Annotated in this window: 12 protein-coding genes; 6 read left to right on the top strand and 6 right to left on the bottom strand. The window is 50.4% G+C overall.

Going from position 1 to position 14,494, the window contains the following annotated elements; all coding sequences use genetic code 11:
- Positions 1–368 precede the first annotated feature (368 nt).
- Positions 369–1,097, top strand: coding sequence for a PEP-CTERM sorting domain-containing protein (locus ACFSW8_RS16745; RefSeq protein WP_377087924.1), 729 nt, complete (start codon positions 369–371; stop codon positions 1,095–1,097).
- Between the two features lie 73 nt (positions 1,098–1,170).
- Here the strand turns inward: ACFSW8_RS16745 and ACFSW8_RS16740 are convergent, their stop codons facing one another.
- Entirely contained in the window at positions 1,171–2,199 is a 1,029-nt protein-coding gene (locus tag ACFSW8_RS16740) for a tRNA dihydrouridine synthase (RefSeq protein WP_377087925.1), read from the bottom strand.
- 103 nt (positions 2,200–2,302) lie between these two features.
- On the opposite strand from ACFSW8_RS16740, the gene msrB reads away from it, so the two are divergent.
- Complete coding sequence (msrB, locus tag ACFSW8_RS16735; protein ID WP_377178806.1) at positions 2,303–2,869, top strand: peptide-methionine (R)-S-oxide reductase MsrB; 567 nt, start codon at positions 2,303–2,305, stop codon at positions 2,867–2,869.
- Positions 2,870–2,878: 9 nt separating this feature from the next.
- Here the strand turns inward: msrB and ribD are convergent, their stop codons facing one another.
- Positions 2,879–3,967 (bottom strand): bifunctional diaminohydroxyphosphoribosylaminopyrimidine deaminase/5-amino-6-(5-phosphoribosylamino)uracil reductase RibD, encoded by a 1,089-nt coding sequence (gene ribD, locus ACFSW8_RS16730; RefSeq protein WP_377087928.1) that lies wholly within the window; start codon positions 3,965–3,967, stop codon positions 2,879–2,881.
- Between the two features lie 405 nt (positions 3,968–4,372).
- On the opposite strand from ribD, the gene ACFSW8_RS16725 reads away from it, so the two are divergent.
- Both ACFSW8_RS16725 and ACFSW8_RS16720 read left to right on the top strand, forming a co-directional pair.
- A complete protein-coding gene (locus ACFSW8_RS16725; RefSeq protein WP_377087930.1) occupies positions 4,373–4,972 on the top strand; it encodes a hypothetical protein in 600 nt (199 codons plus the stop codon).
- Positions 4,973–5,067: 95 nt separating this feature from the next.
- Positions 5,068–6,441 (top strand): FAD-binding oxidoreductase, encoded by a 1,374-nt coding sequence (locus tag ACFSW8_RS16720; protein ID WP_377087931.1) that lies wholly within the window; start codon positions 5,068–5,070, stop codon positions 6,439–6,441.
- Between the two features lie 103 nt (positions 6,442–6,544).
- On the opposite strand, the gene ACFSW8_RS16715 is transcribed toward ACFSW8_RS16720, so the two are convergent.
- Positions 6,545–8,044, bottom strand: coding sequence for a trypsin-like peptidase domain-containing protein (locus ACFSW8_RS16715; RefSeq protein ID WP_377087932.1), 1,500 nt, complete (start codon positions 8,042–8,044; stop codon positions 6,545–6,547).
- 86 nt (positions 8,045–8,130) lie between these two features.
- The gene (locus ACFSW8_RS16710; RefSeq protein WP_377087936.1) at positions 8,131–9,978 is read right to left on the bottom strand and encodes a hypothetical protein; all 1,848 of its coding nucleotides are present in this window, start codon (positions 9,976–9,978) and stop codon (positions 8,131–8,133) included.
- Positions 9,979–10,143: 165 nt separating this feature from the next.
- Between ACFSW8_RS16710 and ACFSW8_RS16705 the strand changes: the two genes are divergently transcribed.
- Entirely contained in the window at positions 10,144–10,596 is a 453-nt protein-coding gene (locus ACFSW8_RS16705; protein WP_377178804.1) for an acyl-CoA thioesterase, read from the top strand.
- Between the two features lie 149 nt (positions 10,597–10,745).
- Here the strand turns inward: ACFSW8_RS16705 and ACFSW8_RS16700 are convergent, their stop codons facing one another.
- Positions 10,746–11,186 carry a DUF1499 domain-containing protein gene (locus ACFSW8_RS16700; RefSeq protein ID WP_377087940.1) on the bottom strand — a complete coding sequence of 147 codons (441 nt, stop codon included), beginning with the start codon at positions 11,184–11,186 and terminating at the stop codon, positions 10,746–10,748.
- Positions 11,179–13,050, bottom strand: coding sequence for a tRNA uridine-5-carboxymethylaminomethyl(34) synthesis enzyme MnmG (mnmG, locus tag ACFSW8_RS16695; protein ID WP_377178802.1), 1,872 nt, complete (start codon positions 13,048–13,050; stop codon positions 11,179–11,181). Before mnmG ends, ACFSW8_RS16700 begins: the two co-directional genes overlap by 8 nt.
- Before the next feature lie 374 nt (positions 13,051–13,424).
- Here mnmG and pdhA point away from each other — a divergent pair, with 374 nt between their 5' ends.
- Positions 13,425–14,489: a pyruvate dehydrogenase (acetyl-transferring) E1 component subunit alpha gene (gene pdhA / locus ACFSW8_RS16690; RefSeq protein WP_377091408.1), complete on the top strand. Its 1,065-nt coding sequence runs from the start codon at positions 13,425–13,427 to the stop codon at positions 14,487–14,489.
- Positions 14,490–14,494 lie beyond the last annotated feature (5 nt).

The following is a 14,494-nucleotide window of genomic DNA, read 5'->3' as shown; positions in this document are numbered from 1 at the left end:
GTGGCGCGTTTTTTTATGTTCTCTAGTAAACTAGAAAACGCTTCCTCATACTCAAAAGCATCCAGGATTATGGTAACGTCTCGGAAGCTGTTAGTTTGGATAATTATTTCGACCAAATGCCCGAGACTAATCTGGAAGTAACTATTGTGTTACATGTATTCTGAGATAGACGCGATTAGCTTCCTACTCTTCCAAACCAATCGTCCGCTTTTTCATCATCGATTTATCAACTCTCCCCATCGTTCTGCGCAAAATCTTAAAAAATTCGCGCAATCTTGCAAAGACGAAATCTCAAATCTTGCTACCCTCAGAATTCCCCTATCTCGTTGATTTTGAGACGAGAAAACCTCAACTGAATACACAACACTATGAATAAATTACCCATGACACTCACAGCTCTATTAAGCTTGAGCACCATTAGCCACGCAGCAGTCGTCGTCTCTGACAACTTCTCATACAGCGATGGCGACGTCGATACAGTAGGTACTGGTGGCACAGGCTGGGCCGAAACTTGGCAAAATGGCAACTCCAATGACACCAGACGCTTCATTGTCAGCAGTGGCAGTGCCATCTTTCAAGGAGGCGGCAATAGCACCACAACAGAACAAACACGTGCCTTTACTTCGGCTATCACCCTCGGAACCAACGACACCCTCACCATTAATTTTACCCTCATCCGCCCTGAAACTCAATCAGGTCGCGGAATCGGCATCACCCTCAAAGACACAGGATCCACAAGCTTCTTCATTGGAAAAAAGATCAATGGTAGTGTCGGTCTCCACGATGCCATCAATATTGGAGCCACTTCTCATTCAACCTTCTCAAGCTCTCCTTCCAGCCAAGACATCACAGCCACTATCACCTATGATGGAGCCAATACTTCCATTGTGATGAGTGACTCTAACGAAACTTTGAGCGCTCACAGCTTCGCTGGTGCCTTCAGTATCGATGGCATTGGCCTAAATGCCTACCATGCAAGTACCACCACCAACGGAGTCGATAACCTCTCAGTCGATCTCGTCGCTGTGCCAGAACCCAGCGTCTCAGCACTGCTTGGCCTCGGTGGACTCGCATTGATCATCCGACGTAGAAAATAATAACCGCACACTATCCCGCGAGTCCAGTAGCCACTGGACTCGCTTTTTTTATGCTCTCATAATAATTGTTAGATTACTCTAACAACTTCTTGTAACCGCAGAAAAGCTTCGATTCCTCAGGTGGCGCATCGGGAAGTTCGCGTGAATCTAACAAGAATGTATCGCAGGTTTCAAAGAAGGCAGCCTGTGATTTGACACGGCGAATTTGGTATTCGAATTCGGGATCGATTCCCTGAGCAATGTAGGCCATGTATTTCTTCATCCGGTTGACATGGCTATGCTCGACAAAGTCTTTGGCATTTTCCGCAACCGCAAAGTAGAGCTCGGTGACGTAGGCGTGAAGGTCGCGGCGAGTGGCTGCGGTGGGTACTTTACCCTCGTAGGCATCCTTGAGTTGCTGAAAGAGCCACGGGCTACGGATCGCCCCCCTGCCTATCATCAATCCAGCCGCTCCTGTTTGGGCATGGTAAGCTTGGCCAGTCGCCACGTTGACCACATTACCATTCGCTATGACTGGACACCCCATCACCTCGACAGCTTGTTTGACGAGATCGGCATGCACGGGAGTTTTATATTGCTCGCGCACCGTGCGTCCATGGATGGTCAGCACGTCGATGGCATGCTTCTGAAAAACCTGCAAGATGGCATCAAATTCCTCGTGCGTCTCAAAGCCCACGCGCGTCTTCACAGTAAAGCGCCCATCGATCGCGTCGCGCAAGGCCCCCAAAATCGCATCCACATGATCGAGTAATCGCAACAAGCCACCACCCGCATTTTTCTTATACACAGTGGGTGCTGGGCAACCCAGATTGAGATCTACCCCAGCGACAGGGTAGTGCATCAGCTGTTTTGCAGATCGCACTAAAGCTGGGATATTCTCACCAATCATCTGTGCAAAAACTGGCTTGCCCGTCTTATTTTCAGTAATCGAGCGCAAGATCTTCTTCTCTAATGTCGAATCGCAGTGCACCCGAAAATATTCAGTCACGTAATAATCTGGGCCACCATAGGAATCCACCACCCCCATGAAAGCAAGGTCAGTGATGTCCTGCATCGGTGCGAGAACTAAGGCGGGTCGGTGATCTGGTAGCAAGTCCTGCATGGCTCTCTCTCAGCCTGTAACAGATCAAGACTCGGAAGCAAGTGCCAGCTGGTGAAGAATTTCCTCTATCCGACTCGTACTAAGGAAATATTCAGAATAAACTATGACGCGTACACCTCTTACCCGCATGAAGATAAAACTCCTTGCTACAGTCACCGCACTCGCTATCAGCGCAGTCGCCTGTCAGTCGAAACCCAAAGAAACCATGGAAACCAGTAAACAAAAGCCCACCGAACCCACAACAAAGGTGGTGAAATCTGAGGCCGAATGGAAAGCCCAACTCAGCCCAGAACAATTCCGTGTCGCACGTCAGGCGGGAACGGAACGCCCTAACGGTGATGTCTATAAACAATTTAAAAAACAGGGAAAGGGCACCTACTACTGCGTTGGCTGTAATGCTGAACTCTTCAGCTCCAATGAAAAATTCGACTCACGCTGTGGCTGGCCATCCTTCTACGACCCATCCAAAGCGAAAAATGTCGTTACCAAAAAAGATTTTTCGGGAGGCATGGTCCGCACCGAAGTCCTTTGTGCAAAATGCGATGCCCACCTCGGCCATGTCTTCACTGGCGAGGGCTTTAACACCCCGACAGACAAACGCTATTGCATCAATGGTATCGTCCTCAAATTTGTCCCAGATGCCTCAGACAAAAAAGAGACGCAAAAGTAATCACGAATCTCATCGCTTCACAACACCTCGAATCAAGGTGTCTTGGCCGATACTCTGACTCTGCACTTCCAGGAGCTCAGCACTTGCGTGAAAGTGTTGGCCAAGCCCAAACCCAAAGTCCTCCCCACCCGTGATGATCGGTGCGTAAAAAAGAAAATACTCATCGATTAATTCAGCCTCTGCGAATTGGCGCATCAAACGTCCACCACACTCTAACAAAACGCTGTTACACCCTTTTTCTGCAAGCTTTCGAAGCACCGCCTCGAGTGGTTCATCTTCAAAAACCAGAGTCCTATCCCGAAAATCATCTGAAAAGAGGTGGTAATCCTGAGGCAAGCTCTGGCGCCCACTGTGGCTCAGAACCACCCTCCACGGTTGAGGCTTTTCCACAGATGCAGCCTCTCCTCGCAAGGTAAGCCTAGGGTTATCTCTACGCACCGTCTTCCCTCCAACAAGGATGGCATCTACGCTCGCTCTTAACTGATGCACGATCGCTCGAGAATCTGGATTGGTTAGCCACTGGCCCTCACTTGGCGGACGCGTAATACGCCCATCTAAGCTCATTGCTGTCTTGGCAATCACCCAGGGCACCCCAGTTGTGATCCGCTTGGCAAATGGCCGAAGCACCCGCTCACAAGCCTCTTTCAGCACACCAGATACCACGGCAATGCCCGCTTGCTTCAAAATACTATCCGCCACACCAGCATGGTCTGGATTCGGATCCACCGCACCATAGACGACCTTACTAAAACCGTGCTCAATAATCCCATCCGTACACGCTGGTGTCTTTCCTCGGGTAGAACAGGGCTCTAAAGTCACGTAAATCGTCGCGCCCTTCAGAGATGCGAGGCTGTGACGGGTCAATGCATCAGCAATCGCCTCCCGCTCAGCATGCGGCAACCCAGCCTTGCGGTGAAATCCAGCCCCTAATTCTACCCCCTCTTTCACAATGACAGCTCCCACAGCAGGGTTCGGGCTCGTCAACCCCACCCCTTGCCAAGCCAACTCAAGCGCTCGCCACATCCATTTTTCATCGCCACTCGATTGCTCAAAAAGACTGCGAAATGCTTGAAAATGGAAGCGATCTGGATAGGTCATTGCGATGTGAATAAGTGTGGGTAAGCCTCAGTAGTGTTGTGAATAAACTGTGAATTGGCAATAACTGTGAATAAATATTCAACTCGTTTCGAAATGAATTAGAGATCTCCAAACAAGGTTCAAAAGTTATTCACACGGTTTTCCCACCCACTTAAACTATGCTGCTCATCGACTTAGAGCTGAAATTGAAAGTTATTCACACGCTTAAGAAGAAGAAAATTTTGTATCTAAAAAAAAAGATATAATAAACCGTGTGAACAAATCTCAGATTTACCCTGAACTCAGCCCTTGTGAAAAAGAAATGAGAGCAAAGCATTTTTCTGTTTTAGCACTTCTGTCTGTCTGCTAGTGTGATCATTGCTCGTACAAAAATGGACGAGCACACACCTAACCCAAAAATCGTTTATGAGAAAAACCATACTCCCAACAGTGATGGTCTTGGCTCTGTCGTCTCTATCGACACTTGCCCAAGATGATGTTTCTAAGGCTCGCCAATCTAAGAGTCAAAAAATTAGCCAGTACTACGCTCAAGCTGAACAAGCCTATGCCGATGGTGATGTTGAAGCTGCCAAGTCTGCTCTGCGAAATGTCTTTGCATTAGATCGCCGCCACGGCCCTTCTACGGCTCTAGCACTGAAGTTGAGAGGTAGTGGCACTGAATTTAAGGTCAAAGCCCGTGAGAGGCAATTTGCGGCCGTTATTGTTCCTACTGTAGAATTTGATCAAATGCCACTTTCTGACGCCTTGCGTAATCTCAGCAAGCTGGTGGAAGAAACGAGCAAAGACAAAGTCATCCCGAACTTCGTCATTCATGACAGCAGCAATACTCTCAAAGACAAATTGGTCACCCTCAATATGAAGCAGGTGCCAGCCAATGTTGTGTTAGAGTATTTGATGAACTTGTCGAATGCCACGGCGAAATTTGGCCAATATGCCATCGAGATAAAGCCACGTTCAGTGCGCAACGCTCCCGCTCCGAAAAAAGTAGAGAGCGAATTCGAATAGCCTCGAGAAGATCTTAGCGACAAGCCACTCGTTGACTCAGAAAATGAGTTGTGAGTGGCTTTTGACTTTAGGGGCGGAATACTTATGCTTTCGCCGTGAGCACAGTCTATGAAGATTTAAGGAAGCTCCTTCCCGAGGAGTGCGTTTCGATCGCCAGCGGAGACATCGAAGTCCACCGCATTGATAAATGGCACGCTGCAGCCGATCCCGAAGTGGTCGTGTTTGCTCAAAGCACAGATCAGGTGGCTGCGGTCATGCGCTACGCCTTCGAAAATGAGGTGCCGGTGTACACGCGTGGTGCGGGTGTTGGCTATGTTGGTGGCTGTGTGCCTGTCCAAGGGGGCATCGCACTCTCGGTGGCCCAGATGGATCAAATTCTCGAAGTGAATACGGGAGATGGAGTGGCCGTGGTGCAGCCAGGTGTCATCACCGGCCAACTGCAAGAAGCTGCGAGAGAAAAAGGTTGGTACTATCCGCCTGATCCCGCCTCGCTCAAAGAATGTTCTATCGGTGGTAACATCGCCACGAATGCAGGCGGTCCACGCTGCCTCAAGTATGGTGTCACAAAACAGTACGTGTTAGGCCTTGAAGTGGTCACAGCGAAGGGGGAAATCATGCGTGTGGGGGGGCGCTGTCATAAAAATAAAACCGGCTTTGATCTCACCACTCTGATGTGCGGTTCTGAAGGGATGTTAGGGATCGTGACCGAGGCGACTCTGCGCATGATCCCCCACCCCGAGACTCGTGCCATGTTAGGTGCTTCCTTTGTGGATTTCACCGCCGCCGCCGCTGCGGTGCAGGCGATCTTAGATGCGGGCATTTTGCCGAGTGCTCTAGAGATCACAGACGCCTTCACTTTGGCCGCTGCGAGAGATTATTTAGGGGAAGAAAATTTGCCCCCTGGTGATGCCTACTTGATGGTGGAGATCGATGGACGGATTCAATCTGTCAAAAACGAGCTAGAAGGCCTCAAAAAGCGCTTGGAGGGGCTTGGGGCACTCCGTGTTAACGAAGCGGCTGATGAAGCCGCCTGTGAGGAAATTTGGCAGCTTAGACGTGATTTCTCGTATTCACTCAAACACACCGGTCTCACCAAGCTGAACGAAGATATCGTGGTGCCGCGCAGTCAATTGGTAGAGTTGGTGAATTTCGCCCGTCAATTACAGCAAGATACAGGCATACCTGTGGCCTGTTTTGGACATGCTGGTGATGGCAATATCCACACCAACTTAATGGTAGAAGACTATGCGGATCCAGTTATCAAAGAGCGTGCAGATGCGGCCGTCGATAAACTCTTTACCTGGGTGTTAGAACACGGTGGCGCGATCACGGGCGAGCATGGTGTGGGTCTTGCGAAAAAGCCATGGATCAAACAAGCACTCGGTCCAGTAGCTTTCGAGATGCATCAAAGCCTGAAACACGCCATGGATCCGAAGGGGATTTTAAACCCCGGAAAGTTTCTCGATTAATCGATGCTCCGAAGCGGTAGCAAAAAGCGGCACCTGTTTATGGGGCCGCTTTTTTAGTGCTCTGAGATGTGAGAATGTGGAATAAGACCACTTCGTGATTCAATTACTGGAGGATGAGTTTGGGGATTTCTATCGGCTTACTGTGCACCTGACCGTTGCGGATGAGATAGATGTCCGTTTTGTGTTTGGCGGCATTCATCTCGATAATATCGTAGAATTCGTTAGGTTGGTTGATCCGGTATTGATTTACCTGATAGATTATGTCGTTAGGTTTGATGAGACCTTCAGCCATTGATTGTTCGAGCACGCGGGTGACGCGTACGCCAGTAATACCAGCGCGGCGGTGATGGGTGCTTAGGTAGGTGACAGCGACGCCCATACTGCGGAGAATTTGTTCGGGTTCACCAATCCGAGATGCGGGAATCGTGGCGAGGTCTTTGTTGAACTCTTCGGGTGTAATTTGCGTTTTGATTTCAGCTTTATTGCGCCAGAGAGTGACATTAACGGGCTTACCGATCTCACTGCGTTGAATGTACCCGATAAGTTGGTCGGGGTCGCGAATGGCGTGTTTATCGTAGCTTATGATGATGTCATTAGGCTGCAGGCCTGCTTTGGCCGCGGGGGTGCGTGGGCCTACGTCGCTGATGAGCGCTCCAAAGTCGCGTGTGTAACCGAGCTGGGATTTACGGGCACTAACGAGTGGGCTGAAAGAAACGCCAAGAAACCCGCGAATCGGACGGCCTCTTTCGACGATGTCAAAGAAGGTGCGTTTGACGATGTTAGATGGGATCGAAAAGCTAATGCCTTGGAAGCCGGGGTTTTTATCGTCGTTGGTGAAGATGCTAGAGTTGATCCCAATAATCTCACCGTAGATATTAACCAAGGGGCCGCCTGAATAGCCGGGGTTGATAGCGGCTGAGCTTTGGATGAGTCCTCCTTGCATGTCGGAGATGGAGCGTTCCTTTGCTGAAATGACGCCTTGAGTGACGGACTTTCCGATACCGAATGGGTTGCCAAAGGCGAGGACGATGTTGCCTTCACGGACCTGGTCCGAATCACCAAAGCTGAGAGCGTCAAAGGGGCCTTTGCTCTCTAATTTTAAGACTGCGATGTCGAGGGCTGAGTCAGTACCCACGGGCGTCGCGGCGTACATCAAGCCATTGGCGAGCCGTACGTCAATTTTCTCCATGCCCGCGACGACGTGGTAGTTGGTGATGATGTGGCCTTCTTTGCTCACGATGACTCCAGAGCCTTGGCCCATGGTGCGTTCAGTCGTCGTGCGGATGCGTCCAAAGCGATCGCGCACGCGTTTATTTTCGTGGCCAGCCGTATTGATACTCACGACGGTGGGCATCACGGCTGCAGTAATTTTGGTGTACTCGTTGTTGAGTTGGTTGAGGATGCTTACATCCTTCGTGCGCAGTGCTGGCTGAGATTTGAGAGTGACTTCTTTAGGGGCGGTGGTGCGGAAATCCGGGCCAGAGTTCTTGAGGAAATCCAACACTCCGTAACTCCCCAAAGAACTGCGTACCACGGTGGTAATCAGAAAAGCACTGAGGATCACAATGGTGATCACTAAAAATCTGCGGTATCCATCTTTCATTACTCTACTCAGGATGATGAAGGATAGCGTTGATTCGGCAAGCTGAGAATCCCAGAGAAACTTGCCGACTGACTTTGGAGATTGCTTTAGTCCTCGTCTTTTTCTGAGCGGCCAGTGAGGCGTGCGATGTCAATCTGCAGTGAGTTATTGAGCGACTTTAGCTCACGCAGTTTCTTGATGTACGACTTTTTATAGTAGTCGTTCTTTTTGTCCTCGTAGTTCTTTTTCGCACGCGCATAGGCGCGCAACTCGTCGGAAAATTTGTCTACCTTGTCGTAAATTTTGCGGTCTTCTGCGCTGATAATTTTCGGCAGCCTCTCGATGCCTTCATCAATTTTTTTACTTTGCTCAAGGGCCTCATCATCTCCTAGGTTGGAGGATTCTGAGGTGAGTTTGCGGCTGATGGAATGAAGGTGTTTACTGAGTTCGTAGCCGAAGTATTTACTCTCGAGTGTGGAGGGTTTTTTGCGTGATCCGTACTCGAGCAAAATTTTTGCAGAGAGGTGGTTGGGCATTGTCTCGAGGACCTTCTCAAGCTTTTCGCGCACGTATTTGTTTTCAGTCATTGAGCGCAAAGATTTGTGCTCAATGGCTTCTTTGACTTCAGCAAAGAGAGCGGTAGCTTCGGCGACTGCGCTGTCATCCGACTTGGAGTAGAAGTGGCGTGCCTGTTCTAAACCGGAGATTTCAATGACTTCATTTTTGATGAAAAAGTCAGGTTTCCCAAGAGCGATCAGCTGGAGTAAATCTCCTTCACAGTCGGGGCCGACGAGCACGCGCATGTCACTGGCAGTTTCCGTAAGGTATCCCAATGTATTCCAGAAATCTTTACTACGCTTGAACTGCGCTCTGCCATCGATGCTCGCAATCGTCAGCAGGTTTGATTTGAGTGAGCTATCTCTGAGTGAGGCATCGAGGCCCAGAATCAGAGGTGAAACCACCAAGCTATTGTCATTGAAATGGGCATAGGCCTGGCGGGTTTCGACTTGGACTTCGCCAGCGGGAAGGTTATCCCAGAGGGCTTGCAGTGGGTGTTGGACGGACCAGGCTTGGTGGCTGAGGTGATCGTGTTGATGATAGGGCTTTGACTTGATCTTGAGTTTTCCCTCTGAGGAAGAGCGTGGCTTGACCTCGATGTTGAGTAAGGTGATACCGCGTGTGTACTTAGGGCGGTTGTATTCCCCCACGAGTTCATAAGTGTAGACGGGAGCTTTGAGGGTGAATTCATTGCGTTTCCAGCCCTCGGCAGATGCCTTACCTTCATGCTTTTTAGGGGCTTTATCCTCTGATTTGGATCGAGCTTTGTTGTCGTTGAATGCAATTTTACCAGCGGCAGCTTTTTGTTCCTCTCTGGGGCGCATCGGCTTGAGGTCGCTGTGGATGATGCGTTCATTGCTGACGAGTGTGCTTTCGGGGTCTTTCTCGAAGGCACTGAGTGCAGGAATGGTATTTTTCCAAATATCTTGAGGGGCTTTGTAGGACGCCAGTGGGGAATCGGTCGGAACGATGGGTGCTAGGGCATCCAGTATGAGGCTCGCGAGTAGCTTACCTTGGCTCGAGCCACTGTCCTCGTTGAGGTAGGTAAGGATCCGGCGTAGCCGCTTGCGTCCGGCTTCCATATCCCCTGCTGCGCCCGTGCGCTTGTTGGAGACGAGTTGCACCTGCGCTTCTTTAATCTTTGGGTTGTTGTGGTCGAGCTGTTCTGCAATGACCAATAGCTTGGCACTTGCTTGGAGGCGTTTTGCGTCACTACCAGCATGGATACGTGCAAGCTCAGTAAGGTAGGATGAGATCCATCGCATCGTGCTGGTATCGAGTGGGAGCTGGTCAGTTTTCAGAAGCACCTTGTCCTCAGTATTAGGGGGGACGTAGCTGGCAGCGTGGGAGATGCTGATGCAGGAACTGAGGGCCAGAGTTAGGAGAGTGTGTTTCATGGTAGCGGGAATACTTCAGTCTACAAATTCCATACGCGATCTAGCAAGCACAGTTACATGAATGTCAAAGGAAGTGAGTGATTTTATACCAAAGGGCGTATCTCGTCCACTTGAGGATGTGGACTTTCCCACTTCGTATTCGCCTACCATCTGATACTTGCTCTTGTGGGTCGATGCTTTTATGTCTTCTCCATGGCCGATGAGATTCCCAGCTATATCACCCAGGAAGATGTGATGTTCTTTGATACGGATATTGGTGGCGTGGTCCACAATATTGCCTACCTCAGGATGATAGAAACCTGCCGGACCAAACTCGCCACCGAGCGGATGGGCATGGACCTAAAGTCGATGGCTGATAGCAACCTCTATCCAGTCGTCGTGCGCACTGAAATTGATTACAAATTTCCTGCGACCTTGGGTCATAAATTGACCATCAAGGGGAGACTCGAGTCGATCGAGAAAGTGAAGTTCTGGGTGAGCTTCGAAATCTATGCTGAGGGAGTCGATCGTTGCCTCGTGACCTGTCGCCAGGCTCTAGCCATGGTACAAATGCCCGCAGGCCGTCCGCAACGGCTGCCGAAGGAATGGCGCGACACCTGGGGAGGGCTCCAAGGCTAAAAGCCGCTGCAGAGCCACCTAGGGGTTCTTTTCCTGTGCTGCTCTCAGTGGTTCGAGTGACGCCATAAGAGAAGCCTGTTCTGAAGCATTCTGGTCCACTCGTGTGAGTACTGCTTCACTGATCAAGTAGGAAAGCTATGTTGCAAGTATTATTCGAGAAGCGCTCTGAGTGATTCGACACGTCTGGCATTGGTCCCCGTGTCAGAGTACCCCACCCTGCTGGAAGAACGGAGTTGGATGTGTCCAGTTTCGGTATCGAGGCGGGCTTCTAAATCGTCCTCAAATCCCCAGATAGGCGTTTTGAAGACCGCGTGGAGGTAGTGTGACTCAACGGTGATAAGGCGCCCTGAGAGGCTTTCTATGGCGTCTTGTAGGTCCTCCCAAGTATCGGGTCCGGAGAGTTTGAGTGGAGCGATATTGGCTGCCTCACCTTCACTGCAGACGCTGTTGGGTGAGGCGTTATTGGGGGCGAGTCGGCCGTGAATGAGTCCGTGGGCAGCTGAGCGTGTTTGAGACCAAACGGCAAGACACTTGAGTGAGAGTGCGCCCCCGCCCAGCATTACGGCAAACCATTCAAGCCAGCTAGACATCGGCTTCTTTTTTATTTTTATCGAGCCAGATGGAGAGCAGAGTGACATCTGCTGGTGTGATGCCAGCGATGCGGCCTGCCTGGCCTAAGGTCTGGGGTCGGATGGTGGCAAAGCTTTGTTTGGCTTCACGCTTCAGACCTGAGATATTTTCATAGTCGAGGTCTGCAGGTATTTTCTTGTGCTCCATCTTCGAGAGACGTTCGACTTGTTTTTGTTGGCGTTCGAGGTGGCCCGCATATTTGAAGTCGGTCTCGATGATGGGCCAGAGCGCCTCAGACCATTTGTCACGGATTTCCTGAGGGAGGTCTTGCCAGGAATTCTCAGCTCTGCGGAACCACTTATCGAGTCGAGTGGATTGGTAGGTTGTCTCTTTGATGAAGGCCGAAGCTTCCGCGATGGAGGCCATTTTGTCCTCGGTAAAATGCTTGCGTTCCTCGCTTACGAGTCCCCTCTCGGCAGCTCTTGGAGTCAGGCGTAGATCCGAGTTGTCTTGGCGCAGCAACAAGCGGTATTCAGCACGGCTGGTAAACATGCGGTAGGGTTCATTGCAGCCCTTTGTGACGAGGTCATCAATCATCACACCAATATAGGATTCATCGCGTCCTAGAATGTAGGGAGATTCCCCGCGCACCTTGAAGGCAGCATTGGCTCCCGCCATCAAACCTTGAGCCGCGGCTTCCTCATAGCCAGATGTCCCATTGATTTGTCCTGCAAAGAAGAGGTTCTCGATCAACTTCGTTTCGAGGTTCGGGAGTAATTGAGTGGGTGGGCAATAGTCGTATTCGACGGCGTAGCCCGGACGGATAATTTCGCAATGTTCGAGTCCGGGGATGGTGCGCATGAAGTCGAGTTGGACTTCGTAGGGAAGTGATGTGGAGACTCCATTGATGTAGCACTCAAGCGTGTGCCTGCCCTCGGGTTCAATGAATACTTGGTGGCGTTCTTTTTCGGCAAACTTGACGACCTTGTCTTCAATCGATGGACAATATCGTGGGCCTACTGATTCGATCTTGCCCGCATACATTGGCGATTGATGTAGGTTGTCGCCAATAATGGTGTGGGTTTGTGGGTTCGTGTAGGTGATCCAGCAGGGAACTTGTTCCACGTGGAACGCGGGGTCAGCCCATGGGTTGAGAGTGAAGATATCATCCGCTTTGCGCCCGATGGTATGCGCCATGTAGGAAAATTTGGGAGCGGGTTCATCCCCATCTTGGCGTTCGCATTTGCTGAGGTCGATGGAGCGTGCATTGATCCGGCAGGGAGTGCCAGTCTTGAAGCGCTCGACTTCAAATCCAAGGTGTTTGAGGCTGTCACTGACTGTCGATATGGCATCACCCATACGGCCACCCTTTTCATTTTTTAAGCCAACATGCATCAAGCCACGCATGAAAGTGCCCGCTGAAAGGATGACAGACTTGGCGATGATTTCCATCTGCAGGCTGGTGCGCACGCCGTAGACTTTGTCATTCTTGACGAGTATTTCTGCGACATTGCCTTGGTGTAAATCGAGGTTCTCCTGGCCTTCGATGAGCCACTTCATGCGGAATTGGTATGCCTTCTTGTCACACTGGGCACGGGGGGCGCGCACGCTGGGGCCTTTGGCCGCATTGAGCATGCGAAACTGAATTGCTGTGGCATCTGTATTGAGAGCCATGGCTCCGCCGAGGGCGTCGATCTCGCGGACCATATGTCCCTTAGCCAATCCTCCAATAGCTGGGTTGCAGGACATCGCACCAATGGTGTCGAGATTCTGAGTCAGCATCGCAACCGAGCAGCCAAGACGCGAAGCAGCCAGAGCAGCCTCCACACCAGCGTGGCCTGCACCAATGACGAGGACGTCGTATTCTTTAGGATAGCGGAACATAGCGGCAGAAACTTACTCCCGCCGATCCAGAAGGCAAGCCGCGATTCCCCAAGGTTCCACGTGGAACAGTGGCCCGGAGGCCACAATGTTGAGTGTTGAATGCTAAGTGTTAAATTCCAGCATGATGAAGCATATGAGAATATGTCGCGTGATCGAAATTGTTTCATCTGTATGGAATTCAACATTCATCACTTAACATTTAACACTGCAGCCTCCGGCTGCCTGTTCCACGTGGAACAGAGATGAAAAGACTTCATACTGGTGAGAAATGGAGACCAGAGAGTAAGATACGATTCGGACTTGCGGGAAGTTGGAATAAGGTCTACCCAAGGGTTCCAAAGATCAACGAGATTAACAACCAAGGATCAGTAACAATGGCTACAACGACAGATTATTCTCAGGCACCTATCAACCAGCAGCTTACTGCGGATGATAAGATTGGCCTCTACAGACAGCTCGCGCGGATTCGTCGCTTTGAGCAAGCCACGCAGAAGCCTTATTCTCAGGGCAAGATGGGAGGCTTTTTGCATCTCTACATTGGCCAGGAGTCTGTGGCTGTTGGGACGGTGTCCTTGTGTGGCGCACACGATCATGTGATCACCGCATACCGTTGTCATGCACATGCTTTGGCGTGTGGAATGAACATGAATGAATGTATGGCTGAGCTATTTGGTAAGGCGACTGGTTGTTCGAAGGGTAAAGGTGGTTCCATGCACTTCTTTGCGCCAGATAAGAATTTCTGGGGCGGACATGGGATTGTGGGTGGTCAGACGCCACTGGGTCTCGGCTTGGCATTTGCTGAAAAGTATAAGGGCAACACGGGAGCATGTTTGTGCTACATGGGTGATGGAGCAATCAACCAAGGAGCTTTCCATGAATCACTTAACATCGCGGAACTTTTTGACATCCCAGTAGTGTATATCATTGAGAACAATGGGTACTCGATGGGAACGAGTCAGAAGCGATCCTCGGCTTATAAGGATTGTTTAGCACAGCGTGCTGAGGCTTATGATATGGCTTGGGACACAGTGAATGGCGAGGATCTCTATGAGGTCCGCGCTAAGACACAGCAAGCATTGGAGCGCGCGCACAAGGAGAGCAAACCTACTGTGCTAGAGATCTTTACCTACCGTTATTACGGGCATTCCGTAGCGGATGCTAACCACAAAAAGTACCGCACTCCTGAGGAGATCGAGGATTACAAAAAGAATCACGACCCAGTTTCCTTGTGGAAGCAACAAATCATTTCTGAAGGGATTATCACCGAAGAAGAAGCTACAGCGATTGACAAGGAAGCAAAGAAAGAGGCTGCAGCCTCAGTGAAGTTTGCGGATGAGTCCCCCTTCCCTACCGTTGATGATATTTTCGATGACGTGTACTGGGAAGTGGATAACCAGACGGAGTCCGGCAAGACCGGCCGCCATTTCTTTAACGACTAATTTTC

The organism is Rubritalea tangerina (assembly GCF_042683245.1).
In the GTDB taxonomy this organism is placed as follows: domain Bacteria; phylum Verrucomicrobiota; class Verrucomicrobiia; order Verrucomicrobiales; family Akkermansiaceae; genus Rubritalea; species Rubritalea tangerina.
The sequence above is the reverse complement of the archived record's forward strand: the minus strand, read 5'-3'. Positions and strand labels throughout refer to the sequence as shown.